19 protein-coding genes, 1 pseudogene, 1 riboswitch and 1 other annotated feature are annotated in these 22,086 nt (G+C 31.9%); of the genes and pseudogenes, 17 read left to right on the forward strand and 3 right to left on the reverse strand.

What is annotated here, in order from left to right; genetic code table 11:
* The first annotated feature begins 143 nt into the window (after nucleotides 1-143).
* From ACQKNI_RS02980 to ACQKNI_RS03005, 6 genes and pseudogenes are all read left to right on the forward strand, one after another.
* Nucleotides 144-1,427, forward strand: coding sequence for an MFS transporter (locus ACQKNI_RS02980; protein ID WP_427282183.1), 1,284 nt, complete (start codon nucleotides 144-146; stop codon nucleotides 1,425-1,427).
* On the forward strand, nucleotides 1,417-2,046 hold the full coding sequence (locus ACQKNI_RS02985; protein ID WP_088229372.1) for a Vat family streptogramin A O-acetyltransferase: 630 nt from the start codon (nucleotides 1,417-1,419) through the stop codon (nucleotides 2,044-2,046). Before ACQKNI_RS02980 ends, ACQKNI_RS02985 begins: the two co-directional genes overlap by 11 nt.
* Nucleotides 2,047-2,119: 73 nt before the next feature.
* Nucleotides 2,120-2,275, forward strand: coding sequence for a DUF1540 domain-containing protein (locus tag ACQKNI_RS02990; RefSeq protein WP_000046093.1), 156 nt, complete (start codon nucleotides 2,120-2,122; stop codon nucleotides 2,273-2,275).
* A gap of 211 nt (nucleotides 2,276-2,486) precedes the next feature.
* Nucleotides 2,487-3,341: a Cof-type HAD-IIB family hydrolase gene (locus ACQKNI_RS02995; protein ID WP_088229371.1), complete on the forward strand. Its 855-nt coding sequence runs from the start codon at nucleotides 2,487-2,489 to the stop codon at nucleotides 3,339-3,341.
* 448 nt (nucleotides 3,342-3,789) lie between these two features.
* A complete protein-coding gene (locus ACQKNI_RS03000) occupies nucleotides 3,790-5,529 on the forward strand; it encodes a PAS domain-containing sensor histidine kinase (RefSeq protein WP_098252049.1) in 1,740 nt (579 codons plus the stop codon).
* A 287-nt stretch (nucleotides 5,530-5,816) separates the two neighbouring features.
* Nucleotides 5,817-6,359, forward strand: a pseudogene (locus tag ACQKNI_RS03005) (penicillin-binding transpeptidase domain-containing protein); the annotation flags it as partial.
* Between the two features lie 422 nt (nucleotides 6,360-6,781).
* Here ACQKNI_RS03005 and ACQKNI_RS03010 read toward each other — a convergent pair.
* A complete protein-coding gene (locus ACQKNI_RS03010) occupies nucleotides 6,782-7,465 on the reverse strand; it encodes an aspartate/glutamate racemase family protein (RefSeq protein ID WP_140417265.1) in 684 nt (227 codons plus the stop codon).
* A 151-nt stretch (nucleotides 7,466-7,616) separates the two neighbouring features.
* Nucleotides 7,617-7,732, forward strand: a riboswitch (SAM riboswitch).
* A 139-nt stretch (nucleotides 7,733-7,871) separates the two neighbouring features.
* Between ACQKNI_RS03010 and ACQKNI_RS03015 the strand changes: the two genes are divergently transcribed.
* The 4 genes from ACQKNI_RS03015 to ACQKNI_RS03030 all read left to right on the forward strand — a co-directional run bounded on the left by ACQKNI_RS03015 (nucleotide 7,872) and on the right by ACQKNI_RS03030 (nucleotide 11,166).
* On the forward strand, nucleotides 7,872-8,420 hold the full coding sequence (locus ACQKNI_RS03015) for an ECF-type riboflavin transporter substrate-binding protein (RefSeq protein ID WP_088229369.1): 549 nt from the start codon (nucleotides 7,872-7,874) through the stop codon (nucleotides 8,418-8,420).
* A 10-nt stretch (nucleotides 8,421-8,430) separates the two neighbouring features.
* Entirely contained in the window at nucleotides 8,431-10,131 is a 1,701-nt protein-coding gene (locus tag ACQKNI_RS03020; RefSeq protein WP_088229368.1) for an ABC transporter ATP-binding protein, read from the forward strand.
* Nucleotides 10,124-10,924: an energy-coupling factor transporter transmembrane component T family protein gene (locus ACQKNI_RS03025; RefSeq protein WP_088229367.1), complete on the forward strand. Its 801-nt coding sequence runs from the start codon at nucleotides 10,124-10,126 to the stop codon at nucleotides 10,922-10,924. Before ACQKNI_RS03020 ends, ACQKNI_RS03025 begins: the two co-directional genes overlap by 8 nt.
* 134 nt (nucleotides 10,925-11,058) lie before the next feature.
* Nucleotides 11,059-11,166, forward strand: a complete 108-nt coding sequence (locus ACQKNI_RS03030; protein WP_088229366.1) for a YjcZ family sporulation protein — start codon at nucleotides 11,059-11,061, stop codon at nucleotides 11,164-11,166.
* A gap of 101 nt (nucleotides 11,167-11,267) precedes the next feature.
* On the opposite strand, the gene ACQKNI_RS03035 is transcribed toward ACQKNI_RS03030, so the two are convergent.
* Nucleotides 11,268-12,575 carry a sensor histidine kinase gene (locus ACQKNI_RS03035; RefSeq protein WP_098252052.1) on the reverse strand — a complete coding sequence of 436 codons (1,308 nt, stop codon included), beginning with the start codon at nucleotides 12,573-12,575 and terminating at the stop codon, nucleotides 11,268-11,270.
* Between the two features lie 40 nt (nucleotides 12,576-12,615).
* Entirely contained in the window at nucleotides 12,616-13,497 is an 882-nt protein-coding gene (locus ACQKNI_RS03040; protein WP_088229364.1) for a protein kinase domain-containing protein, read from the reverse strand.
* 127 nt (nucleotides 13,498-13,624) lie between these two features.
* Here ACQKNI_RS03040 and ACQKNI_RS03045 point away from each other — a divergent pair, with 127 nt between their 5' ends.
* The 7 genes from ACQKNI_RS03045 to ACQKNI_RS03075 all read left to right on the forward strand — a co-directional run bounded on the left by ACQKNI_RS03045 (nucleotide 13,625) and on the right by ACQKNI_RS03075 (nucleotide 22,023).
* The gene (locus ACQKNI_RS03045) at nucleotides 13,625-14,134 is read left to right on the forward strand and encodes a GrpB family protein (protein WP_088229363.1); all 510 of its coding nucleotides are present in this window, start codon (nucleotides 13,625-13,627) and stop codon (nucleotides 14,132-14,134) included.
* Nucleotides 14,135-14,251: 117 nt separating this feature from the next.
* Entirely contained in the window at nucleotides 14,252-14,782 is a 531-nt protein-coding gene (locus ACQKNI_RS03050; RefSeq protein ID WP_427282186.1) for a hypothetical protein, read from the forward strand.
* Between the two features lie 14 nt (nucleotides 14,783-14,796).
* Nucleotides 14,797-15,471 carry a response regulator transcription factor gene (locus ACQKNI_RS03055; RefSeq protein ID WP_098252053.1) on the forward strand — a complete coding sequence of 225 codons (675 nt, stop codon included), beginning with the start codon at nucleotides 14,797-14,799 and terminating at the stop codon, nucleotides 15,469-15,471.
* Complete coding sequence (locus ACQKNI_RS03060) at nucleotides 15,468-16,883, forward strand: HAMP domain-containing sensor histidine kinase (protein ID WP_088229360.1); 1,416 nt, start codon at nucleotides 15,468-15,470, stop codon at nucleotides 16,881-16,883. Before ACQKNI_RS03055 ends, ACQKNI_RS03060 begins: the two co-directional genes overlap by 4 nt.
* A gap of 432 nt (nucleotides 16,884-17,315) precedes the next feature.
* Nucleotides 17,316-17,915 (forward strand): undecaprenyl-diphosphatase, encoded by a 600-nt coding sequence (locus tag ACQKNI_RS03065; RefSeq protein WP_098252054.1) that lies wholly within the window; start codon nucleotides 17,316-17,318, stop codon nucleotides 17,913-17,915.
* A gap of 229 nt (nucleotides 17,916-18,144) precedes the next feature.
* Nucleotides 18,145-20,283 carry a penicillin-binding protein gene (locus ACQKNI_RS03070; RefSeq protein ID WP_427282187.1) on the forward strand — a complete coding sequence of 713 codons (2,139 nt, stop codon included), beginning with the start codon at nucleotides 18,145-18,147 and terminating at the stop codon, nucleotides 20,281-20,283.
* A gap of 177 nt (nucleotides 20,284-20,460) precedes the next feature.
* Nucleotides 20,461-20,719: a binding site (T-box leader), on the forward strand.
* A gap of 65 nt (nucleotides 20,720-20,784) precedes the next feature.
* Complete coding sequence (locus tag ACQKNI_RS03075; RefSeq protein ID WP_088229357.1) at nucleotides 20,785-22,023, forward strand: MFS transporter; 1,239 nt, start codon at nucleotides 20,785-20,787, stop codon at nucleotides 22,021-22,023.
* Nucleotides 22,024-22,086 lie beyond the last annotated feature (63 nt).

The following is a 22,086-nucleotide window of genomic DNA, read 5'->3' on the forward strand; positions in this document are numbered from 1 at the left end:
TTCGTTAAAAAACGAAATATTCTTCTGAATAGGGTTAGTATGTACATTTATAGAAAAGGGATGTGTTTCGCGCCGCGAAAATATAGTCTTTTCATATGATTTGTGCTGCCTCCTGTTCAGAACATGAAATAGGAGGCTTTTTTATGACAACGACTGTGGAAACGAAACAAAATCATGGGGTATCACAAGTGTTAAAAAATCGGTTTGTGCAAGGGATTCTCGCATCAGCATTATTTCTACAAATAGGAATATGGGTTCGAAACTTTGCGGTATTATTGTATGTTATGGAGATGACGAAAGGTGATGCTTTCGCTATTTCCATGATCTCAGTTGCTGAATTTGCCCCGATTTTTATTTTCTCATTTATTGGTGGAACTTTTGCTGATAGGTGGAAGCCAAAGAAGACAATGATATGGTGTGAGACTTTGAGTTCTTTATCAGTATTTGCAGTATTAATTACACTTATGTTTGGAACGTGGAAAATCGTATTTTTTGTGACGCTTATCTCTGCAATCCTTTCTCAGTTTTCTCAACCATCGGGAATGAAGTTATTTAAACAGCATTTATCGGCAGAACAAATTCAATTAGCAATGTCTATATATCAAACGATATTTGCAATATTTATGGTGTTAGGGCCAATTCTCGGCACATTTATTTTTCATAGTTTTGGAATTTATATTTCAATCATTATAACAGGTATCGCGTTTTTACTTGCAGCAGTTGTATTGTTAGTTCTTCCAAAAGATCTTGAAAACGAAGCCGAAAAGAAAAAAATAACGCTGTTACAGGAAATGATTGATGGTATTAAATATGTGAAAAAGAAAAAAGCATTAACTTTGCTTGGACTATGTTTTATGGCAGCAGGGCTAGGGATTGGTTTAATTCAGCCACTAGGTATATTTATTGTGACTGAGCAGTTAGGGTTGTCAAAAGAGAGTTTACAATGGTTACTAACAGTAAATGGTGTAGGGATGATTGTTGGCGGAGCTTTAGCGATGGTATTTGCGAAAAATGTTGCTCCGCAAAAAATGTTAATTATAGGGATGCTTGGTCAGGCAATTGGCATCGGTATAATTGGCTACTCTACAAATTTATGGGTGACACTTACAGCACAATTTTTTAGTGGGTTAGCTCTTCCATGTATCCAAATAGGTATTAATACGCTCATTATTCAAAATAGCGATACTGATTTTATTGGACGGGTAAACGGTATTTTAAGTCCACTATTTACCGGTTCAATGGTAGTAACGATGAGTATTGCTGGTTCATTAAAGGAGATGTTTTCATTAAGTACGATGTATGAGGGAACGGCTCTACTATTTATAATTGGATTATTGTTTATTTTACCCATATACAATTTAAAGCCAATAATAGCGGTAGAAAGTGAAATGAATGGTAAAGGAAGTGCTGTGCAAAATGAATCCTAATCCAAATGTTAAATACCCAATCGGAGGAAATCAAAACGTTCATTTTATTAAAAATACAATAACGAAATCTAATATACTCGTTGGTGACTATTCTTATTATGATGCGAAAGATGGAGAAACATTTGAAGATCGAGTATTATATCATTATGAATTCATCGGAGATCGTCTCGTTATTGGAAATTTTTGTTGCATTGCATCTGGAGTTACCTTTATTATGAACGGAGCAAATCATCGAATGGATGGATTTTCGGCGTATCCTTTTAATGTTTTTGGGAATGGATGGGAAAAATTCACACCCGATTTATGTGATTTACCATATAAAGGAGATACAGTTATAGGAAATGACGTTTGGATTGGCATGGATACAACTATTATGCCTGGAATAAAAATAGGTGATGGTGCAATAATTGCAGCTAAATCTGTTGTGACCAGAGACGTCGCACCATATACAATTGTTGGTGGAAACCCTGCAAGTAAAATAAAAGAGAGATTTTCAAATGAAATAATAGAAGAATTATTGCAAATTCAATGGTGGCATTTTGACATTGAAAAAATAACTGAAAATATAGATGCTATTGTACGAGGGGATATAGACCCATTAAGAAAGCTCAAAAGGTAATAAAAAATGCACCCCAAAGAGTATCATACCTCCGAATTTTGTTAATGATAATAGAACAAGGAGGTGTGATACTATGGCACAAGACGTTTTATGTGAAGTAAACAACTGTAAATTTTGGGCTAATGGTAACAAATGTAGTGCAGATGCAATTTATGTAGTAAGTAATAAAGGGAAACAAGCTTCTACTACGGAAGAAACAGATTGTAAAACTTTCGATCCAGAAATATAAGTTTTTGAAGGGTAGCCAAATCGTGGTTGCCCTTTTATTAATTATAGTATTGATAATAAATCTCATTTTCATTCATGTTTTTTAAAATTATTTCTTGACCTGAAACGCTTTTCATAAATTATAAATAAATAGTACTTTACGAGTTCTGTATGAGAACGATACCTTTTGATCGATTAGAACTCGTGTATTTAAAGAAAGTGGTGAAGAAATAATGAAATTAATCGCAATTGATTTAGATGGAACTCTTCTTTCGGGGAATAAAATGATTAGTAATGAGAATGCAGAAGCAATTCGAAAATGTCAGGAAGCGGGCCATGTTGTAGCAATTTGTACAGGACGTTCTATCGTCGACATTGAACGATTATTGTTAGAAGTTAATTTAGAGTGTCCAATTATTGCAGAAAACGGTGCGCTTATATATAAGGACAAAAAAATGATGAAGAGATATCCAATTCAAAATATGCAGGCACTAGAGATTGTGAACTATCTCGAAGAAAATGGCTTATATTATCAGCTTTATACTGATAAAGGTGTGTACGTACCGGAATATGGGGTAGAGAGTGTACGTAATGAAATCGAATACGTAAAGAATTCAAAAGAAAATATCGACTTGAAAGAGTTAGAAACGATTGCAGCACTATACCTTGAACATACAGCATTTCATAGTGCAGAAAGTTGTAAACCAATTGTAGAAACAGATATACATGTGCATAAGCTTTTGCCATTTTCTTATGATATTGAGAAATTAAAACAATTAAAAGAGAAGTTTCTGCATAATACAGATTTAGCAATTACATCTTCCTATTGGCATAATTTAGAGATTAATCATCGAGATGCTCAAAAAGGAAATGGATTATATACTTTAGCAGGACATCTTAATATTCCGGTTGAAAATACTGTGGCGATAGGTGATGGCCTAAACGATGTTTCCATGATGGAAAAAGCAAATATATCAATTGCAATGGGAAACGCAGTTGAAGAAATAAAAGCGATGTGTCAATACGAAACGTTGACAAATGAAGAGCACGGTGTTGCACATGCTCTGTATACGCATGTGTTAGCATAAAAAGTAAAAAAGAATCCAATGAGGATTCTTTTTTACTTTTTATTAGGGGTAAGGTATTCTATGAGATTCATAGAAGCCTTATTACTTGTTATTATATAGAATATATTGGAATAAATGTTTAAAATTTTCATGATAATTATGAAAATTTTGTGAACTTTATGTTCTTTTTTGTATTTTTATTCTGCTAAGAGTCGTTAACCATTTTGAAATTTAACGAAAGTAAGTTAGAGGGAAATATACACATAATAAGTCGCTTCGTATGGAATGGATAATGTCTGATGGATGAAAGTTTTACTTGAAGTGTATACTATTATCTATTTTTAATTGAAAAATTAAATTTGTTTGAATAATTATTCTACAGCTATATACCTAGACGCACATTCTTCGTATAATGGAGAAGTATGAATTTTGGACTTGTATTAATTTTACATATCGAGGTGGAAAAGCAATGAATGCGCGGCTAAGGGAATTTATTGATGTGAGTACAATAGAAACCATGGCAGAACAATTTTATAAATTAACAAACATATCACATCAACTTCTTGATGCTGAAAGAGTATGTATATTTTCATTTGGAATAAATGAAATGAAAATATGTAAACTTCCCAAAATTGAAATCCCCATTTTCTTATACAATCAATATTTAGGATCTTTTGTAGTATGGTGCCCAAAAAGTGAAATGTTCAATTGTCAAAAATACTTTGAAATGCTAGCAAACCTAATTTTAGATGGAGTAATAAAAGTATTTCAAAGTAAAAATGCAACGTTGCTCTCTCAAAAAGAGGAGGAGCTACATACAATTTTACAAAATATGCCTGTCATGGTTGATGCACTTGATCATAATGGAGATTTTATTCTATGGAATCGTGAATGTGAAATTGTAACAGGTTATACTGCTGAAGAGATAATCGGGAATCCAAATGCACTTCAATTATTGTATCCAGACCATAATTATCGTCACCGAATACAAAGTAAATTTTTGACTCGTGGAAAAAATTTTAGAGATTGGGAAATGCGTCTAACATGTAAAAATGGAGAAGTTAAAACAATCATGTGGTCAAATATATCAGAGCAGTTTCCTGTAACAGGATTCAGCTACTGGGCTGTTGGCGTAGATATTACACATTTAAAAGCGATAGAAAAGCAGTTAAAACAACAAACATCTGAATTGGAATTAATTTTTAAAGCTTTACCCGATTTATGTTTCTTAACAGAAGATGATGGCACAATTATAGATTATAAAGCAGGATCTCCTACAAAATTTTACGTACCCGCAGAAGCTTTTATGGGGAAAAAGTTTTACGAAGTATTACCATCTCAAGTAGCGCAGCAATTTCAAGAAGCAATTCGTCAAGTGAAAGAAAAAGGAACAAATACAATTGTTGAATACCCACTTGCAATTAATGGAAGTATTAATTTCTTTGAAGCTAGATGCCTACCGTTATTGCATGATAAAATTATGATTATTGTACGCGATATTACAGAGCGAAAAAAGACAGAAGAATTACTAAATAAATCGGATACATTAGCAGCAATTGGCCAATTAGCAGCGGGCGTAGCTCATGAAGTTAGAAACCCATTAACCGTAATTAAAGGATTTATACAGTTATTTCAAATCAATAAAGAAGATCAAGAAAAATATTTTGATCTTATGCTTTCGGAAATTGAAAGAATAGAAGCGATTCTCCAAGAGTTTTTGTCGATTGCAAAAACAGATGAAATAAATACGGAAAAGAAAAATATTTATCAAATATTTAAAAATGTCGTATCATTAATAAATACAAAAGCAATTATGACAAATATTCATGTGGAATTATATACAGATTCCAAAGAGTTAATCATTGAGTGTTCAGAAAATCAACTGAAACAGGTATTTATTAACATTTTACAAAATTCAATTGAAGCTATGCCAGCTGGCGGAAAAATTTCAATTCATATAAAAAAAATCAATACTGAGGGCGTTATTATTCATGTAATAGATGAAGGAATCGGAATACCTGAAGAAAGAATTAAGAGATTAGGGGAGCCTTTTTATAGTACGAAAGAAAAAGGTACTGGTATTGGATTAATGTTAAGCTATAAAATTATTGAAAGTCATCAAGGGACAATAAGTATTATGAGTGAGGTTGGTGTCGGGACAACTGTAACGATTTACTTGCCAAAAATTCAGAGTAAACAATGTCTATAAAATTGTGATGATAGCTGTATATCAATACAATCGACTATTAACTCTTAAATTACTAAATACCCAATAACAAAAAGCTAAACTTTTTGTTATTGGGTATTTTTATGTTTACTTTGGTAAACTTTACCTTTTCTTTATCTTTGTTTTAATTTCAATTAAGTTTTTAGCGTTATATTAATATCCATACAAAGTAATGTATAGAAGTTGTACATTATTTTTAATCTAGAGGTACCGTTATTATTCAAATCGCTAAAAGGAGGAAATTATGACAAAGTGAAGAAACAAGAGAAAAAAAGGATCAGCCTGGTTTCTTATTAGATTATTCGATTGGACAATATGATACGTATACACCACTTCAGCTTGCACACTATATATCAACTATCGCAAATGGCGGTTATCGAATGAAACCGCAAATTGTTCAAGAGATTAGAGAACAAACCGTTCAAAAAGATGAAGTTGGTAAAGTAGTGCATTCAATAGAACCAGTCGTTTTAAATAAAGTAGATATGAAAGAGGAGTATATAAATCAAGTAAAAGAAGGATTTAGAAAGGTATTCCAAGAAGGGGATGGAACGGGAGTAAGAGCGTTCCAAAAAGCACCGTATAAACCAGCTGGTAAAACAGGGACCGCACAAACGGTATACGGTGGAGAAAGTGATGTTGGGCGAAATGAGAAAGGCGATCGTAGAGAATGCTATAACTTAACATTAGCAGGATATGCCCCATATGATGATCCAGAAGTAGCATTTTCTATTGTTGTACCGTGGGTTATAAATGATAAATCTGGTATTAACTCTAATATTGGAAAAGAAGTTTTAGATGCTTATTTTTAATTAAAAAGTAAGCGATTAACTGGAGAAGCGACAAAAGTAGAGAATTGAAAAATGTGAATCGTCTCAAGTATGTATAGAAACTAGAGACGTTTTAATATAGGAATAGATTAGAAAAGAGGCATAAAATAATTCTATTAACTATTCACGTTTTATAAAATAAATCATATATTGATAGCATAGGACAAGCTGAAAAGCTTATCCTAACCTCACAGAACACTCCTTATCACATCTAAGCATCTGCCTATGCAGATGCTTTTTTATTGATAACCATTATTTATAAACATAACGTAGCAAGTGTTTTAGGAATAATAGTTTTGTAATATAGTAATTGTAGTTGTAGTTGTAGTTGTAGTTGTGAATCCATAGTTAAATTAATAGTTTGGACAATATAAAAGCATAAAGGTTACACTTGTATATTTTTATTATCCAGCGAACTGCACAGCAGTATTTGCATGTAAAAAAGCAGTGTCAAAAACAGGAACAGTAAGATCATTTTGGGAAATGAGCAAAGGTATTTCAGTGCAGCCAAGTAGTATACCTTCTGCGCCATTTTGAATTAATGAACTTGTAATTTGTAATAGTCTTTCTTTTGATGATTTTGAAATAATTCCTTTACTTAATTCGTTTAATATAATGTGATGGATAAAAGTTCTTTCCTCTTCATTTGGAATGATTGTCTCAATGTTGTAATTTGCTAGTCGTGATGTATAGAAATCTTGTTCCATCGTTTGTTTCGTTCCTAGTAGTCCGATACGCTTTATATTTTGTTCTACCATTTCTTTAGCACTTACATCACCAATGTGAAGGAGCGGAATAGATATTGCATTTTCTACTTCTTCAGCAAATAAATGAACCGTATTTGAACACATTAATAAACATTCAGCCCCAGATTTTTCAACCTTTTTTGCAACTGTCACTAATTCATTTTTCACTTCTTCATATTGGTGGTTTTGTAATAAAGTAGTTACTTCACCAAAGTCCATACTATATAAAACGAGCTTCGCATTTTGATCATATTGAGAAAGTGTAAGTGTATTAATATGTTTATAGTATAGTGAGGTAGATTCCCAACTTAGTCCACCAATTAAACCAATTACTTTCATCATATATTCCTCCCGTAACAATTTTGAATTCATTATTTCATAATTCCGATAAGAATACAATGATATAAATAATCTATTTAACGAAAAATAAAAAATAATTAGAAAAGTATTGAATTTTTTCTTTCTTAGTGCCATAATACGAATTACAAATTAATACTTATCCAGAGAGGTGGAGGGAACGGCCCTAAGAAACCTCAGCAACCCCTATGTAAATTCATAGGAAGGTGCTAACTCCGCAGAGGACACGATGTGTTTTTTGAAAGATAAGAGGATTCTTGAACGTGAAAGAAAATGACCTCTTATGTAAGAGGTCATTTTTTGTTGTATAGAAAGGGAGTGTCGATGCATAATTCGTTTTTTAAACAAATATAGAGTAATTAAAGCTGACTAATATGAGAGGGGAATTGTAATGAATAAATTAGCAACAAAGGTAGTGGTAGCAATTGGAATTGGAGCAGCATTATACGGGATATTAGGACTTTGGGGATTTACTATTGCACCAAATACATTTATTAAACCTGGATTAGCCATTTTAACTGTTTTTGGAGCATTATTTGGTCCAGTGGCGGGACTGTTAATAGGGCTTATCGGTCATACCGTAACAGATACAATTGCTGGATTTGGTATTTGGTGGGGATGGGTTATTAGCTCAGGTATTATCGGTTTTGCGATGGGTCTCATTCAAAAAAGGAATGGCTTTAGTGTGAAAAATGGGGCGTATAGTAAAGGCGATATTTCTTATTTTGCAATTACTGGATTAGTTGGTATTGTCATCGCGATTATATTTGCTGGAGCATTCGATATTATTGTGATGGGAGAACCGTTTGACAAAATTGTTATACAAGTATTAGGAGCGACAATAGCTGATGTTATTGTATTCTTAGTTCTTGGATTACCAATTACAATTGGCTTAGCTAAATCTAATAAGAAACATACACATTTAAAAATTGAAAAGTAGGGGTGTTAATATGCGACCGATTATTTCTTTTGAACAATTTAACTTTCAATACAGGCATGCCGCACAGCCTACGTTGAAAGATATTACGTTTCATATATACCCTGGGGAGAAAGTATTAATTGCTGGACGAAGCGGTTCAGGAAAGTCCACATTAGCTCATTGTATTAATGGGCTAATCCCATTTTCATATGAAGGGATTAGTACGGGAAATATTTCAATTGCTGGTAAAGATCCGAGGGAAGGCAGTATTTTTGAGCAGAGTAAACATGTAGGCACAATTTTGCAAGATCAAGACTCTCAATTTATTGGTCTAACAGTAGAGGAGGATGTAGCTTTTTATTTAGAAAATGAATGTGTACATCAAGATGATATGAAAAAGATTGTTTCGGACTCATTAAGAAAGGTGAAGATGCATACTTCTCATAAACAAAGACCACATGAATTGTCAGGGGGTCAAAAGCAAACCGTTTCTCTAGCAGGTCTGTTAACAACAAATGCCGATATATTATTGTTCGATGAACCGTTAGCAAATTTAGATCCACTAAGCAGCCTACATACGACCGAACTTATTAAAGATATACATAAACAATATAATAAAACAATTGTAATTATTGAACATCGAATAGAAGAAATTTTAAATTTGGATTTAGATAAAATTATTTTAATTGATGAAGGTGTAGTTGTTGCGATAGGGACACCGGAAGAGATTTTAGCGACAAATATATTACCACACATCGGCTTAAGAGAGCCTATTTACATCGAAGCATTAAAGAGATTGCATTGTGATAGAAAAAATGACTTAATATATCCAATTGAAAATCTGCAAAAGGAAAGGATTAATAGCGTTATAAATGAGTGGATGAACAAGCAAGTTATATTAAAACGTAATACTAAAAATAAGGAATTACTTAAAGTGGAGAATTTATCATTTTCATACCCTAACAATCAAAAAGTATTAAAAAATGTGAATCTCTCAATATATGAAGGAGAAATTGTAACGTTTTTGGGCCATAATGGAGCTGGGAAATCAACATTAGCTCATAGTCTAATTGGTATAAACAAAGTAAAAAATGGAGAAATTTTGTTAGATGGAATACCGATTAACTCTTGGTCTATTCGCAAACGTGGGGAGAGTATATGTTATGTGATGCAAAACCCAAATCATATGATTACACAACCAACTGTTTTAGAAGAAGTTGTATTTACTTTAAAAATAAAAAATTTTTCAAAGGAAGAAATTAAGAATAGAGCAGAAGAAACGTTAAAAATTTGTGGTTTATATCCATTTCGGAATTGGCCAATTCAGGCGCTAAGCTACGGACAAAAGAAGAGATTAACTATTGCAACTGTACTAACAATGAATCCAAAACTTATCATATTAGATGAACCGACAGCTGGACAAGATTATTACCATTATAAACAGTTCATGTCGTTTATTAGAAAATTAGCTAAAAAAGGAATCTCATTTATTTTTATCACGCACGATATGAATCTAGCATTAGAATATGGAGACCGAGCGATAGTACTACATGAAGGAGAAATAATTGCAGATAATACTGTGTCCGCTGTATTAGGAAATCAAGAAATACTACAAAGAGCTAACTTAAGAGAAAGTTCTTTATTCAAGCTTGTTACATTTAGCGGAGTTTCATGTCCAGAAAAGTTTATAGAACTTTATTTCGACGATAATAGGAGGGGGGAAGGTGCATAGTACATATTTTCATCGTATGGATGGAGCAGTGAAATTGTTTTTATTTATTTTTTGTATGACGCTTACTTTTTTATTTTTTGATTTTCGTATATTGCTAGTTTTATTTTTTATTGGGTGTATTGGACTTTTACTTTCTAAAATTCCACTTCGTAAAATTTTAATTGTTTTTAGTGTTATATTTACATTTAGTTTATTAAACTCTGTTATGATTTTATTTATTACACCAACCCATGGATCTGAATTAACCGGATCATATACTTCGTTTATATATATTGGTTATGCGACAATTACATATGAAACATTATTTTATGCGGCTACGCTTTCATTAAAGTATTTTACGTTATTACCTTTTACACTCCTCTTTATTTATACGACAGATCCAAGTGAATTTGTGAGTAGCTTAAGTAAACTTGGCATTCATTATAAAATTACATATGCAATAAATATTGCATTACGTTACATACCTGATATTCAGTCTGAATATCAAGTTATTAAGCATGCACAAGAAGTGAGAGGAGTAGCTTTCGAAAAAGGAGAAGCAAGTTTATGGATTCGCATGAAAAATCGTATTTTAATTTTCTGGCCTCTAATTATTCATTCGCTAGAAAGAATCGATACGGTTTCAAATGCAATGGATTTAAGAGGATTTGGAAAGAAGGATAAACGTACGTGGTTCTATACAAAAAAAGCAACCGCTTGGGATTTTATCGCTTTATTTATAGGTGTCTTCGTTTTAATTTTTGCAGTCTATTTAAAATTACATGTATTTCAAGACTTTTGGTATCCATTTTAAAGCACTCTCAAAGGAGTGCTTTTACTTATTTTATGCAGACATGCTCAAAAAAGGGATATTTACATAATGTATAATACGAACCAGTTAAAATGATCAACTACCTATTAGTTTTCAAACCAAAAGGAGGAGAAAATATGAGTCACGGTGGTTCTTGTGGTTTTGGTGGAGGTTTCGCTTTATTAGTTGTGTTGTTTATTTTATTAATTATTGTTGGATGCAGCTGTTGGGGCGGAGGATATTAATTTTTAATTAGTATTCGCTAATGTAAACTAAAAAAACATAGTAGATACTTATGTATCGAAACAAAGAAAAAAGGAGCTATTATGCTCCTTTTTTACTTGTTTTAAGATGGATTTTCGTTATGTTTTGGAAAAGTAATCATTAATGTTGTACCTTTATTAATAACGCTTCGAATTTTTAAAGTACCTTGCATCGTTTCGATAATCTTAACAGCAACCATCGTACCTAAACCTGTACCTTTCGTTTTCGTACTAAAATATGGTTCACCAAATCGATTTATTTGCTCTTGTGACATTCCAACTCCGCTATCCTCAATTCGTATTATAACTTTATTATTACTAATAGAAGAGGAAATATGTAAGGTACCACCATCAGGCATGGCTTCAATAGCATTTTTTATTAAGTTTAAAAAACATTGTTGAAAGTGCTGCTTATTACCAACAATTGTTGCCTTAGCGAAGTCTTTTGTAATATGTATTGTATTCATATTACATAATGGCAATATCATATTAATAACTCGATTTAACTCTTGTTCTACTGAAATATAATCTAGTTTTTCTGATGCGGGTTTAGCAAACGTTAAATAATCATCAATTATTACTTGGGCTCGATTTAACTCTTCGAGTATATGTTCAATATATTTGTCTCTTGATTCTGGAGTTAAATCTGGTGTTTTTAAAAGTTGTGTAAATCCTTTTACGACAGTTAAGGGATTTCTTACTTCGTGTGATATACTAGCAGCTAGTTGGCTAACAATCTCCATTTTTTCCATCTTAATCAACTTCGAGCGCATATATACTGCATCTTTTAGCACTTCATTAAAATAAACAATAAATAGCATCAAAGTAGTTGGTAATATTATAAAATAAATAATATACAAATTATTTACTTCAAAGTCTGATAAAGTTAATACAATCACAGTTGTAAATATTGCTAGGAAAAAAGTTAAAAACATAGAAAAAGCTACTTTAACTTTTCTATTATATGCATTAAATTTTGCAGATGCGAAAGCTGTAATTATGAACATTGTGCCGTAAACAATGACAGTTAACATGTTAAATCCATAAAATGCAAATCTTGTAATTAATAAAATAATAAACAATATGATACCGACAGGGAATCCACCATAAAGTGTGCCTATTAAAACTGGAATTTGCCTTAAATCATGAATACAATTCTCATCCATATAGATAGGATAACGCATACATAAAATAAGTGGGATAATCGTACAAACAGTAATAAGTAGTGTTCTATATTTCTTTAAATAGTGCCCATTATCATATATAAAATAAAAAACAAATATACTACTTAAAATGTATAGAAGATTATTTAATACGTTTTGATTAATATAAACAAAGTTCATAATATTTGCCTCGTTATTCTGAATTTCTATTTCATCTGTATTATACATGATAACAGTATAAACTATATATTAGTTTGAAAATATGTAGTTATATTTTTGCAGTATCAGATACATTTAGCCATGCTTCATAAAATTCTTTAACTGATGCATACCGTTCTGCACGGTTTTCATTTACAGCACGATATGCTACCTCATATAATTCTTTACTTGCGTTCCATTTTATAAAGGTGCGATCTTTTTCACCGCCTAAAAGTGCGAATGCCATCGCACCCATATTAAATACATTTGTCCTCTCATCAATCATTGCGTTAAGCTCAAATTCCTCAGGAGACATAAAACGAGAGGAACCCCATAATCGTCCCATTTTATTTATATATGGTTTTTTAGAATATAAATCAATATCGCAAATTTTCGTCTCATTTGTACTGAAATTATATAAAATACTCCCATCATAAAAATCTATCGCTACATAGTTTTTCTTTTCTACATATGTATGGAAAGAAAAAATGGAATTCAATGAATGAATTCGTTCTGTAACAGATAATTGCTTAAATTTAAAAAATGGAGAGTTTGGATGCATATATTTTTCAGGACGCGAGAAATTCCAATGCGGATGAAGACATTCGCCATCAAACCAATTGAAAACTAAAACATATCCAGATTGAACCGGAAAATGTTCAATTAATTTTATAAGAGATGGATGCTGTAATTCCTCGTATATGGGAACTGAATTTTTTAATCTTTTAATAGCCTCATTCGTATTCCCGTTATATGAAATTGTATGAGCTCCAGCATATTTAATAAATTTCTTATGCCCATCTTTTTCCACACCAAAAGAAAGATTACCGGAATCTTGTTGGTCAAAAACTGCAAATACGGTTCCTAATTTCATAAGCCAATCAAAATTATGACGTTCTTTTAATTGGAAAGTTACATGGTTTAACTGAATTTCAACTGGAATATCTCTCATAATTTACCTCGCATTTATTATAATAAAGTTATATGTTTCAATATTCGACAGATTTTGTGCAATTCCTATGTTACTAACACGAAATTTTATAAATATAATGACACAAGCTTAAAAGGAGGCAAGAAAAATGGATCAAAAAATTATTATCAAGCCACATCAAAAAGAATGGCATGAAGAATACTTAAAAGAAAGATGCAAATTGAATGTTTTGCTGGGAGAAGAAATGATTGCTATTGAGCATATAGGGAGTACAGCGGTAGAAGGATTAGGAGCTAAACCACTTGTTGATATGATGATTGGCGTAACGGATTTGCGAATTACTGATAAGTGGATTGAAGACCTATCAAAAATAGGATATGAGTATGTTCCAAAAGAAACACCTAATTGGCGTTTTTTTAGAAAGGGGAAATGGCGAGCAGGTACCCACCATATACATGTTTATATTTATAATAGTGACGAATGGAGAAATAATCTCTTATTTCGAGACTTTCTAAAAAAACATGAATGGGCACGTAAAGAATATAGAGAATTAAAAGAGGTACTTGCAGCTACATATCCTTTTGATCGTGTGTCATATACAAATGCAAAAGCGCCGTTTATTCAAAACATAATAAAATTAGCTAAACAATATCACTAGAAAATTTTATTAATATTGAAATTCTCATTTTATTTTCATCTTTCTCTCATGTTCTTTTCTTCTGTAGTTGATACACTGTTTGTTATAGGAATTGTAAAAGCAAGGAGATTAAATAAAATGGAGAAGTTACTCAGAAATAAATATTTTCATTTATATGTTAAAATTATAGGTTTTACTATTATTATTTGCAGTGTAGAATTGCTATTTATTAATGTTACATATGGGGATGTATTACATGTAAATGGGTTAAATAAAAAATTAGGTTCTGTTGGTGAGTATGGGGCAATTTTCGCTGCATCTTTATGGTTCTTACGTCATTTATGGTTGTTTTTAAAGAAAAAAAACATAAATTTATTTAAAAGTATTAAAGAACTATATCTTTTCATAAAAAAGTTTCATGTATTAATTGGATATGCTGTAATTGCTGTTGCGATTACTCACGGTACCTACTTTTTAATAAAAGGGAGTCACCATATTTTATTAATATACAGTGGTATCTTTTCTCTATTAGTTTTACTAGCACTAGGTTTAACTGGTTTTTTTTCACAAAAATTAAATAAGAAAACAAAATGTATGGTATATAGAAAAGTACATCAAGTTATTGCAATTATATTTGGGATAGGTTTACTTATTCATTTAAACGTATAGGGAGGGAACTGTTGTTGCAACATATATTAATTATTGAAGATGAGGAAAGTTTAGCAGATTTTTTAGAGTTAGAATTAAAGTATGAAGGGTATAAAGTAGATATACAGTTTGATGGAAGAAAGGGATTAACAGCTGCGCTTGAAAAAAATTATGATCTTATATTACTCGATTTAATGCTTCCAGGATTAAATGGATTAGAAGTATGTCGTCGATTAAGAGCAACTAAAAAGACCCCCATTATCATGTTGACCGCTCGTGATAGTATTATGGATCGTGTGACAGGATTAGATAGTGGAGCTGATGATTACCTTCCAAAGCCATTTGCAATCGAAGAATTGTTAGCGCGTATGAGAGTTATTTTTAGACGAGAAGAAAATATAGAAAATAAGCCTGTCACATTCCTTACATTCAAAGATTTACAGCTCCAGATTGAATCGCGAACGATTACAAAAGAAAATGAAGAAATCGAACTTACAAATAAAGAATTCGAGCTATTGCTTATGTTTATGAAAAATATTAATCGAGTACTTACACGTGATGTTTTATTGGATCAAGTATGGGGATATGACGCAATCGTTGAGACGAATATTGTGGATGTATATGTTCGTTATTTACGAAATAAGTTACATAGTGTTGATAAGGAGGAATATATCCAAACAGTCCGAGGAGCAGGATATATAATGAAATGATAAAAAATATTATGTTTCGCATTCGAAATCTACCTATAAAGTGGAAGTTAACACTTTGGTCTACTGCATTAGTATTTATTTTATTCATTTTATATAGTACGTTACAATTTTTGGTTATTAATAAGTGGACTATAGATTATGAACAGAAACAAATAAATAGACAAGTGACAGAAATAGCGGCATATTTCCAAGATAAAAATGATAGCCTTTCTACGAAAACTTTCGAAAATAGTAAAGATTTTCTAAATAATATGATTGATAAGCATCAAATGATTCGTATTATCGATATTAATGGAAAACCGATTGTCTCTGTCTCACGAGATTTTAATGAAAATTGGATAAAACCGAAGTATATTATAGAAGATGAATCTTTAATAACGAGGCATCTAGAAGATCGAATATTAGTGGAGCGTATACCAATTCAAACAAAAGGATTCACTGGAACGATTGAACTTACGAAAAACTTAGAGACTTTTGATCACTTATTAAAAATTATTTTAGTTGTAATGGTTATTTCTGGGGTATTCGGATTGATATTTAGTTTTTTAGGTGGAATACTTATATCAAAAAAACTATTATCAAGTGTTCAAAATATAACAGACACGATGAACCGTATTAAGAAAAACGGATTAAATGAGCGTGTTCCAGTACGAGAAAATAATGATGAACTCGCTAAATTATCATTTCTATTTAACGAAATGATGGATGAAGTAGAAACTTCTTTTACGCAACAGAAACAGTTTGTAGAAGACGCATCCCATGAATTAAGAACACCGTTAACAATCATTCAGGGACACTTAGCGATGTTAAATCGGTGGGGGAAAAATGATCCAGCGGTATTAGATAAATCTCTTCAATCCAGTTTAAAAGAAGTAGAACGTTTAAATAAATTGGTTTCAGAATTGCTAGAACTATCAAGAGCTGATTCTGAACAGATGCATCCAATAGAAGCTGAGCCAGTCCATGTAAATAGCGTATTAAAACAAGTTGCGCAAAACTTTGCGGTACTTCAAACTGATTTTCAATTTGATCTAAAATTAGATGGTAATGCAGCGTATGTATCAATGCCATCATCTTACTTAGAACAAATTATTATTATCATAATGGATAATGCAGTAAAATATACAAAAGAAGTTAATAAGTATATTTGCATAGAATCCTGTATACAATCGGAGAAAGTTAAAATTTGTATATTAGACCGTGGATCAGGAATACCTGAAGAAGATTTACCATTTGTTCTAAATCGCTTTTATCGAGTTGATAAAGCTAGGAGCAGAAAGCAAGGGGGAAATGGGCTAGGGTTGTCTATTGCAAAACGAATTGTAGAGAAATACGACGGAGCTATTGAAATAGAGAGTAAAGAAAATGAGGGAACAGTTGTTACGGTTGCACTACCTTGCATCATAAAATAAATGCTTTGAAGTATTGAAAAGAAGGGATGTTTTGTACATTCCTTCTTTTTTGCGATCGAATTAGTTTGCTTATTTCGAACTTGCTTGTACAATTAGTGGCATTAAAAGGAAATAATAATGAAAGCAATCGTAGATCAAAATAAAAGAGGATTTGATGATATATTCTTGTACTTCCGTATGCATTAATAATATGATTTTGTAACTCGCATATTTAAATGTATATGTTATGTATTTTATATATGAAAAATATTCGAGTTGTATAATTTAAAAGGTTTTTAAGCTTTGTACATAAATAGCCTATAAAATTAGTTTCATCATTGTAAAGTAAATGATAGTAAAATGAGAATTAGATGAGAAAAGCTTAAGCCCATTTTCATAATGATGTTGTATACTGTGTAAATCAAGAACACTTGTATGTAAGGAGAGAGTAGTATGAATTACACAGTATTTCAATGGTTTAATCATTTCGCGGGATCGTCCAAGCTTTTAGATACGCTAATGATCGCTATTACAAATAGTGCTGTTTATGTAGCGATTCTGTTTATGCTTATCTTATGGTTTAATAACGGAAAGAAAGAGAATGCAATTAGAAAACAATATACAGTTTTATATACGACACTTTCAGTTAGTATTGCATTACTAGTAAATGTTTTCATTCATGCGGTGTATTATCATCCGCGTCCTTTTATATCACATGAAGTACATCAATTAGTACCACATGCAGCAGATTCATCATTTGTTAGTGATCATTCTGTACTTGTATTTTCCATTGCATTTGTATTTATTCTTAGAGGAGAAAAACTGAAATATATTGCACTTATTTGGGCAGTGTTAGTTGGCATATCACGTATGTACGTAGGCGTTCATTATCCACTAGATATACTTGGCGCTGCTTTCTTAACATTTATTACGAGTGGCTTAGTAATGCAAAGTGCACGTATATTTGAACCGATAGCGAAATTTGTTTTTAAAATGTATGGATTGGTAGCGAAACGAATTCCTTTTTTAGCGAAATATAACCATATAGCTTAAATTTAAGAACCTACAAAATAAGTAGGTTCTTTTTGTTTGAATATTTTTAAAATTTCACGCACTGAATTATATTAAAAAGTAAATAAAAACAAAAAAAATTATTTGCACACCTAGATTCTTACTAATATAAAGGGATTACCAAAAAAACTACGAAAAATATAGTATTAAATAAAATCATACTTAGAAGCGTATCTTTTCATTGATTAATTGTAAAAGAAAGGAGAAAAGTATGCATAAACTTCAAACAAATAAAGGTGCTCGGTACATGATGATTGCTTTTATTATTTTGTTTCTTACTATGCTTTTACGTTTTTTTTACATTCAAGCAGTAGGGGTCGTGCAAAATGTTGATGTAAAGGAACTTGCGAATGAACAGCATAATAAAAATGGTGTTTTAGAAGCTAATCGTGGCACAATTTATGATCAAACTGGAAAAGTACTAGTCCAAGATTCCACAACGTATCGTGTTGTTGTGAATTTAAAAGGGAAGGATAAAGTGAAAAATAAAGATGAAACTGCAGGGCGATTAGCTGATGCGCTTGAAATTGATAAAGAAGAAGTAATAAAAAATTTTCATGAGGGACGTACGCAAGTTGAAATTGGAAAAGCTGGTCGGAATTTATCTAGAGAAATGAAAGATCAAATAAAAAAATTGAAAATACCAGGAGTGTCTTTTAGTCCAGAGAAAGCAAGAGTATATCCAAATGAAAATTTTGCATCCTATATACTTGGATTTGCTAGACCCGACGCTAAAGGAAATACAGAAGGGAAATTTGGACTTGAAAAAAGTTTGGATAAATATTTACGCTCTACAAACGGGAATATAGAATATGTAGGCTCACAAAAAGGTATTCCGCTTACAAATGATATTAGAAAAGTAGAACCTGCTAAAAATGGAAATAATGTATATCTTACACTTGATAAACAAATTAATAGTTTTTTAGAAGAAGCGATGAATAAAGCACAAGAGCACTATGATCCTTCTATGTTAATAGGAATCATTGCAGATCCCAAGACAGGAAAAGTTTTAGGGATGTCTAGTAAGCCTAGTTTTAATCCTAATAAAGGCGATATAGAGTATTTTTTAAATGATCCAATTGCAAATGCATATGAACCAGGTTCAACAATGAAAGTGTTTACGCTAGCTGCTGCCATTAATGAAGGTGTATATAACGGGAAAGAATATTTCCAATCCGGAAAATATTCAGTTGGTTCATCGAATATAAAAGATCATAATGGCGGATTGGGATGGGGATCTATTACATTTGATGAAGGTTTTGAAAGATCATCAAACGTAGCGTTTTCTATTTTAGAAGATCAATTACTAAAACCGGATAAATTTAAGCAATATATGAATAAATTTGGATTCAACCAAAAAACAGGAATAGATTTACCTGGTGAGAGTAAAAATACTTTATTATTAAATACACAAATTCAACAAGTCACAACTTCTTTCGGACAAGGTTCTACAGTAACTCCTATTCAAATAATCCAAGCAGCTAGCGCAATAGCTAATGACGGGAAAATGATGCAACCGTATATCGTTGACAAAATTGTAAATCCAACAAACAAACAAGTTATTATGGAAAATCAACCGAAAGAAATTGGAAATCCGATAAAAAAAGAGACAGCGGACAAGGTAAGGAGCTTAATGGAGCGTGTTATTACGTCTTCAAAAGGTACTGGTACAATGTATAAAGTAGATGGTTATCCAATAGGCGGTAAGACAGGAACAGCTCAAATTCCGAATCCGGAAAATGGACGATATATGGAAGGGAAAGAAAATTATATTTTTTCATTTTTAGGAATGGCTCCGATTGATGACCCAGAATTAATTGTATATTTAGCTATTAAACAACCAAAATTAAAGGGAGATGAATATGGAGCGCAGCCACTTGCTGAAATATTTAAACCAGTTATGAAAAATAGTCTTGAATATTTAAAGGTGAAACCATATACCGAAAAACAAATGGCAGATGCGACGAAACAATCTCAAATAAAAGTGCAAAATTATGTTAACCAAACGATGGATACAGTAGAGAACAGTGTAGAAAAAATGAAACTCCAGCCAGTAATTTTAGGAAAAGGCAAGATAACAAAACAATATCCGCAGTCTGGCGAAATAATGAGTGAAGGAGATCGTATATTTCTATTAGGAAATAACGCAAAAATGCCAAATTTAAAAGGTTGGTCTATGCGTGATGTTATGCATTTCTCCAAGCTATTAAAATTAGATTTAAAAACGTTAGGTACGGGATATGTAACGAGCCAAAGTATTGAACGAGGACAAGATATACAAGAAGGAGATACGTTAATATTAGAATTAGAACCTCCACTACAACCGTTAGCAGAGGCGAATGCAAATTAATTCAGACGATCTAAAGGGGCTATCTATATACAGTAGGCCCTTTTTTAGGTTTAGGTAATTTCACGCACCGTAATTTTTAGAAAAAATAATAAACAAGATCAGTAACGTTGGCATAATTTGAAACGACAGATTATTCTTTATTTACAGTTATATAAAACTGTGATAATATGGAAAAAATCAAATGCAATGAAGAGAAGAGTAAATAAAATGAATTTTTCACAGAGAGCTCCATGCAGCTGAAAAGGAGCAAAAATTCTTTATTGAACCAAGCCTCTGAGCAGCACATCGGAACCTTTCATAAAGGGGGTGGTGTGACGGGAGCTCCCGTTATAGAGATAAGGTATAAGCATGAAAACAATGTAGTACCTGATAAGATTAATATGGCGACATATTAATAAACTAGGGTGGCACCGCGATGGTAAATCTCGTCCCTAAGACTAAAAGTCTTGGGGGTGAGATTTTTTTATTGCTTTAAAACCATTTGGAAAGCGGGGGCCAAAAATGAAACACATACTTAAAGATTGGAAATATCCTTTATTACTACTATCCGGAGTTGGTATTGCGAATTTAGGTGCGTGGATTTACTTAATAGCACTGAATGTACTTGTCTATAATATGGGTGGCTCAGCCTTAGCTGTTGCTACTTTATATGTAATAAAACCATTAGCCGCTCTATTTACAAATGCTTGGTCAGGGAGTATGATTGATCGTTTAAACAAACAAAAATTAATGATTCACCTTGATATATATCGTGCAGTATTTATCGCTATTTTACCTTTCCTTCCATCACTTTGGATTGTTTATGTATTCGTATTTTTTATAAGTATGGGCAGTGCGATTTATGAGCCGACTGCTATGACATATATGACGAAATTAATTCCAGTAGAGAAAAGACAACATTTCAACTCACTACGTACTTTAATAGGATCTGGTGCATCTTTAATTGGTCCGGCGGTAGCGGGGGGACTATTATTTGCGAGTACACCAGAGTTTGCTATTTATATAAATGCTACTGCCTTTCTTATATCAGGAGCCATTACACTACTTCTGCCCAACCTTGATAAGAAAGAAGATTTGGATACGACTAGTAATACATTATCCCTTACTGTATTAAGAAAAGATTGGAGCGCTGTTATAAATTTTAGTAGAAAACATGTGTATGTCGTATATGTCTACTTCTTATTTCAAGGCATAATCGTATTAGCAACCGCTACTGATTCACTTGAACTATCGTTTGCGAAAGAGGTATTACTATTAACAGATAGTGAATATGGTTTTTTAGTTAGTATAGCTGGTGCAGGCTATATATTAGGTGCCATTACAAATACAATTTTATCAAAAAAAATAGCACCTTCATTATTAATTGGAATAGGATCATTATTCATTGCAATCGGTTATTTATTTTATGCTTTTTCAAATGAGTTTTTAATAGCTGCTATCGGATTTTTTATTTTATCTTTCTCTATGGCATATGCAAATACAGGGTTTTATACCTTTTACCAAAATAACGTTCCTGTTCATATGATGGGACGGATTGGAAGTATATATGGGCTATTAATCGCGGTAATAACTATTTTTGCAACGATTTTGTTCGGCGTTGCAACTCAAGTTATTTCTATACAACTTGTAGTTATTGTAGGATCATTAATAATGTTACTTATTACTATCATATTGTGTGTGTTTACTTTATTGCGATCACAATCTAAGGTGTATTCTACTGAATCGATAAATTCGAAATAAATTTTGTGTTCTCATTAATAATTTATCGTATTCAATAAGAAGGTTCTTCTCCCTTTATATGGA

This window comes from Bacillus sp. NPDC094064 (assembly GCF_050279585.1).
GTDB lineage: Bacteria > Bacillota > Bacilli > Bacillales > Bacillaceae_G > Bacillus_A.

Coding starts and splice junctions, on each gene's coding strand:
- ACQKNI_RS02990 (WP_000046093.1), top strand. CDS start 2,120: ATGGCACAAGACGTTTTATGTGAAGTAAACAACTGTAAATTTTGGGCT.
- ACQKNI_RS03000 (WP_098252049.1), top strand. CDS start 3,790: ATGAATGCGCGGCTAAGGGAATTTATTGATGTGAGTACAATAGAAACC.
- ACQKNI_RS02980 (WP_427282183.1), top strand. CDS start 144: ATGACAACGACTGTGGAAACGAAACAAAATCATGGGGTATCACAAGTG.
- ACQKNI_RS02985 (WP_088229372.1), top strand. CDS start 1,417: ATGAATCCTAATCCAAATGTTAAATACCCAATCGGAGGAAATCAAAAC.
- ACQKNI_RS03010 (WP_140417265.1), bottom strand. CDS start 7,465: ATGATGAAAGTAATTGGTTTAATTGGTGGACTAAGTTGGGAATCTACC.
- ACQKNI_RS03015 (WP_088229369.1), top strand. CDS start 7,872: ATGAATAAATTAGCAACAAAGGTAGTGGTAGCAATTGGAATTGGAGCA.
- ACQKNI_RS03030 (WP_088229366.1), top strand. CDS start 11,059: ATGAGTCACGGTGGTTCTTGTGGTTTTGGTGGAGGTTTCGCTTTATTA.
- ACQKNI_RS03035 (WP_098252052.1), bottom strand. CDS start 12,575: ATGTATAATACAGATGAAATAGAAATTCAGAATAACGAGGCAAATATT.
- ACQKNI_RS03065 (WP_098252054.1), top strand. CDS start 17,316: ATGAATTACACAGTATTTCAATGGTTTAATCATTTCGCGGGATCGTCC.
- ACQKNI_RS03060 (WP_088229360.1), top strand. CDS start 15,468: ATGATAAAAAATATTATGTTTCGCATTCGAAATCTACCTATAAAGTGG.
- ACQKNI_RS02995 (WP_088229371.1), top strand. CDS start 2,487: ATGAAATTAATCGCAATTGATTTAGATGGAACTCTTCTTTCGGGGAAT.
- ACQKNI_RS03020 (WP_088229368.1), top strand. CDS start 8,431: ATGCGACCGATTATTTCTTTTGAACAATTTAACTTTCAATACAGGCAT.
- ACQKNI_RS03070 (WP_427282187.1), top strand. CDS start 18,145: ATGCATAAACTTCAAACAAATAAAGGTGCTCGGTACATGATGATTGCT.
- ACQKNI_RS03045 (WP_088229363.1), top strand. CDS start 13,625: ATGGATCAAAAAATTATTATCAAGCCACATCAAAAAGAATGGCATGAA.
- ACQKNI_RS03040 (WP_088229364.1), bottom strand. CDS start 13,497: ATGAGAGATATTCCAGTTGAAATTCAGTTAAACCATGTAACTTTCCAA.
- ACQKNI_RS03050 (WP_427282186.1), top strand. CDS start 14,252: ATGGAGAAGTTACTCAGAAATAAATATTTTCATTTATATGTTAAAATT.
- ACQKNI_RS03075 (WP_088229357.1), top strand. CDS start 20,785: ATGAAACACATACTTAAAGATTGGAAATATCCTTTATTACTACTATCC.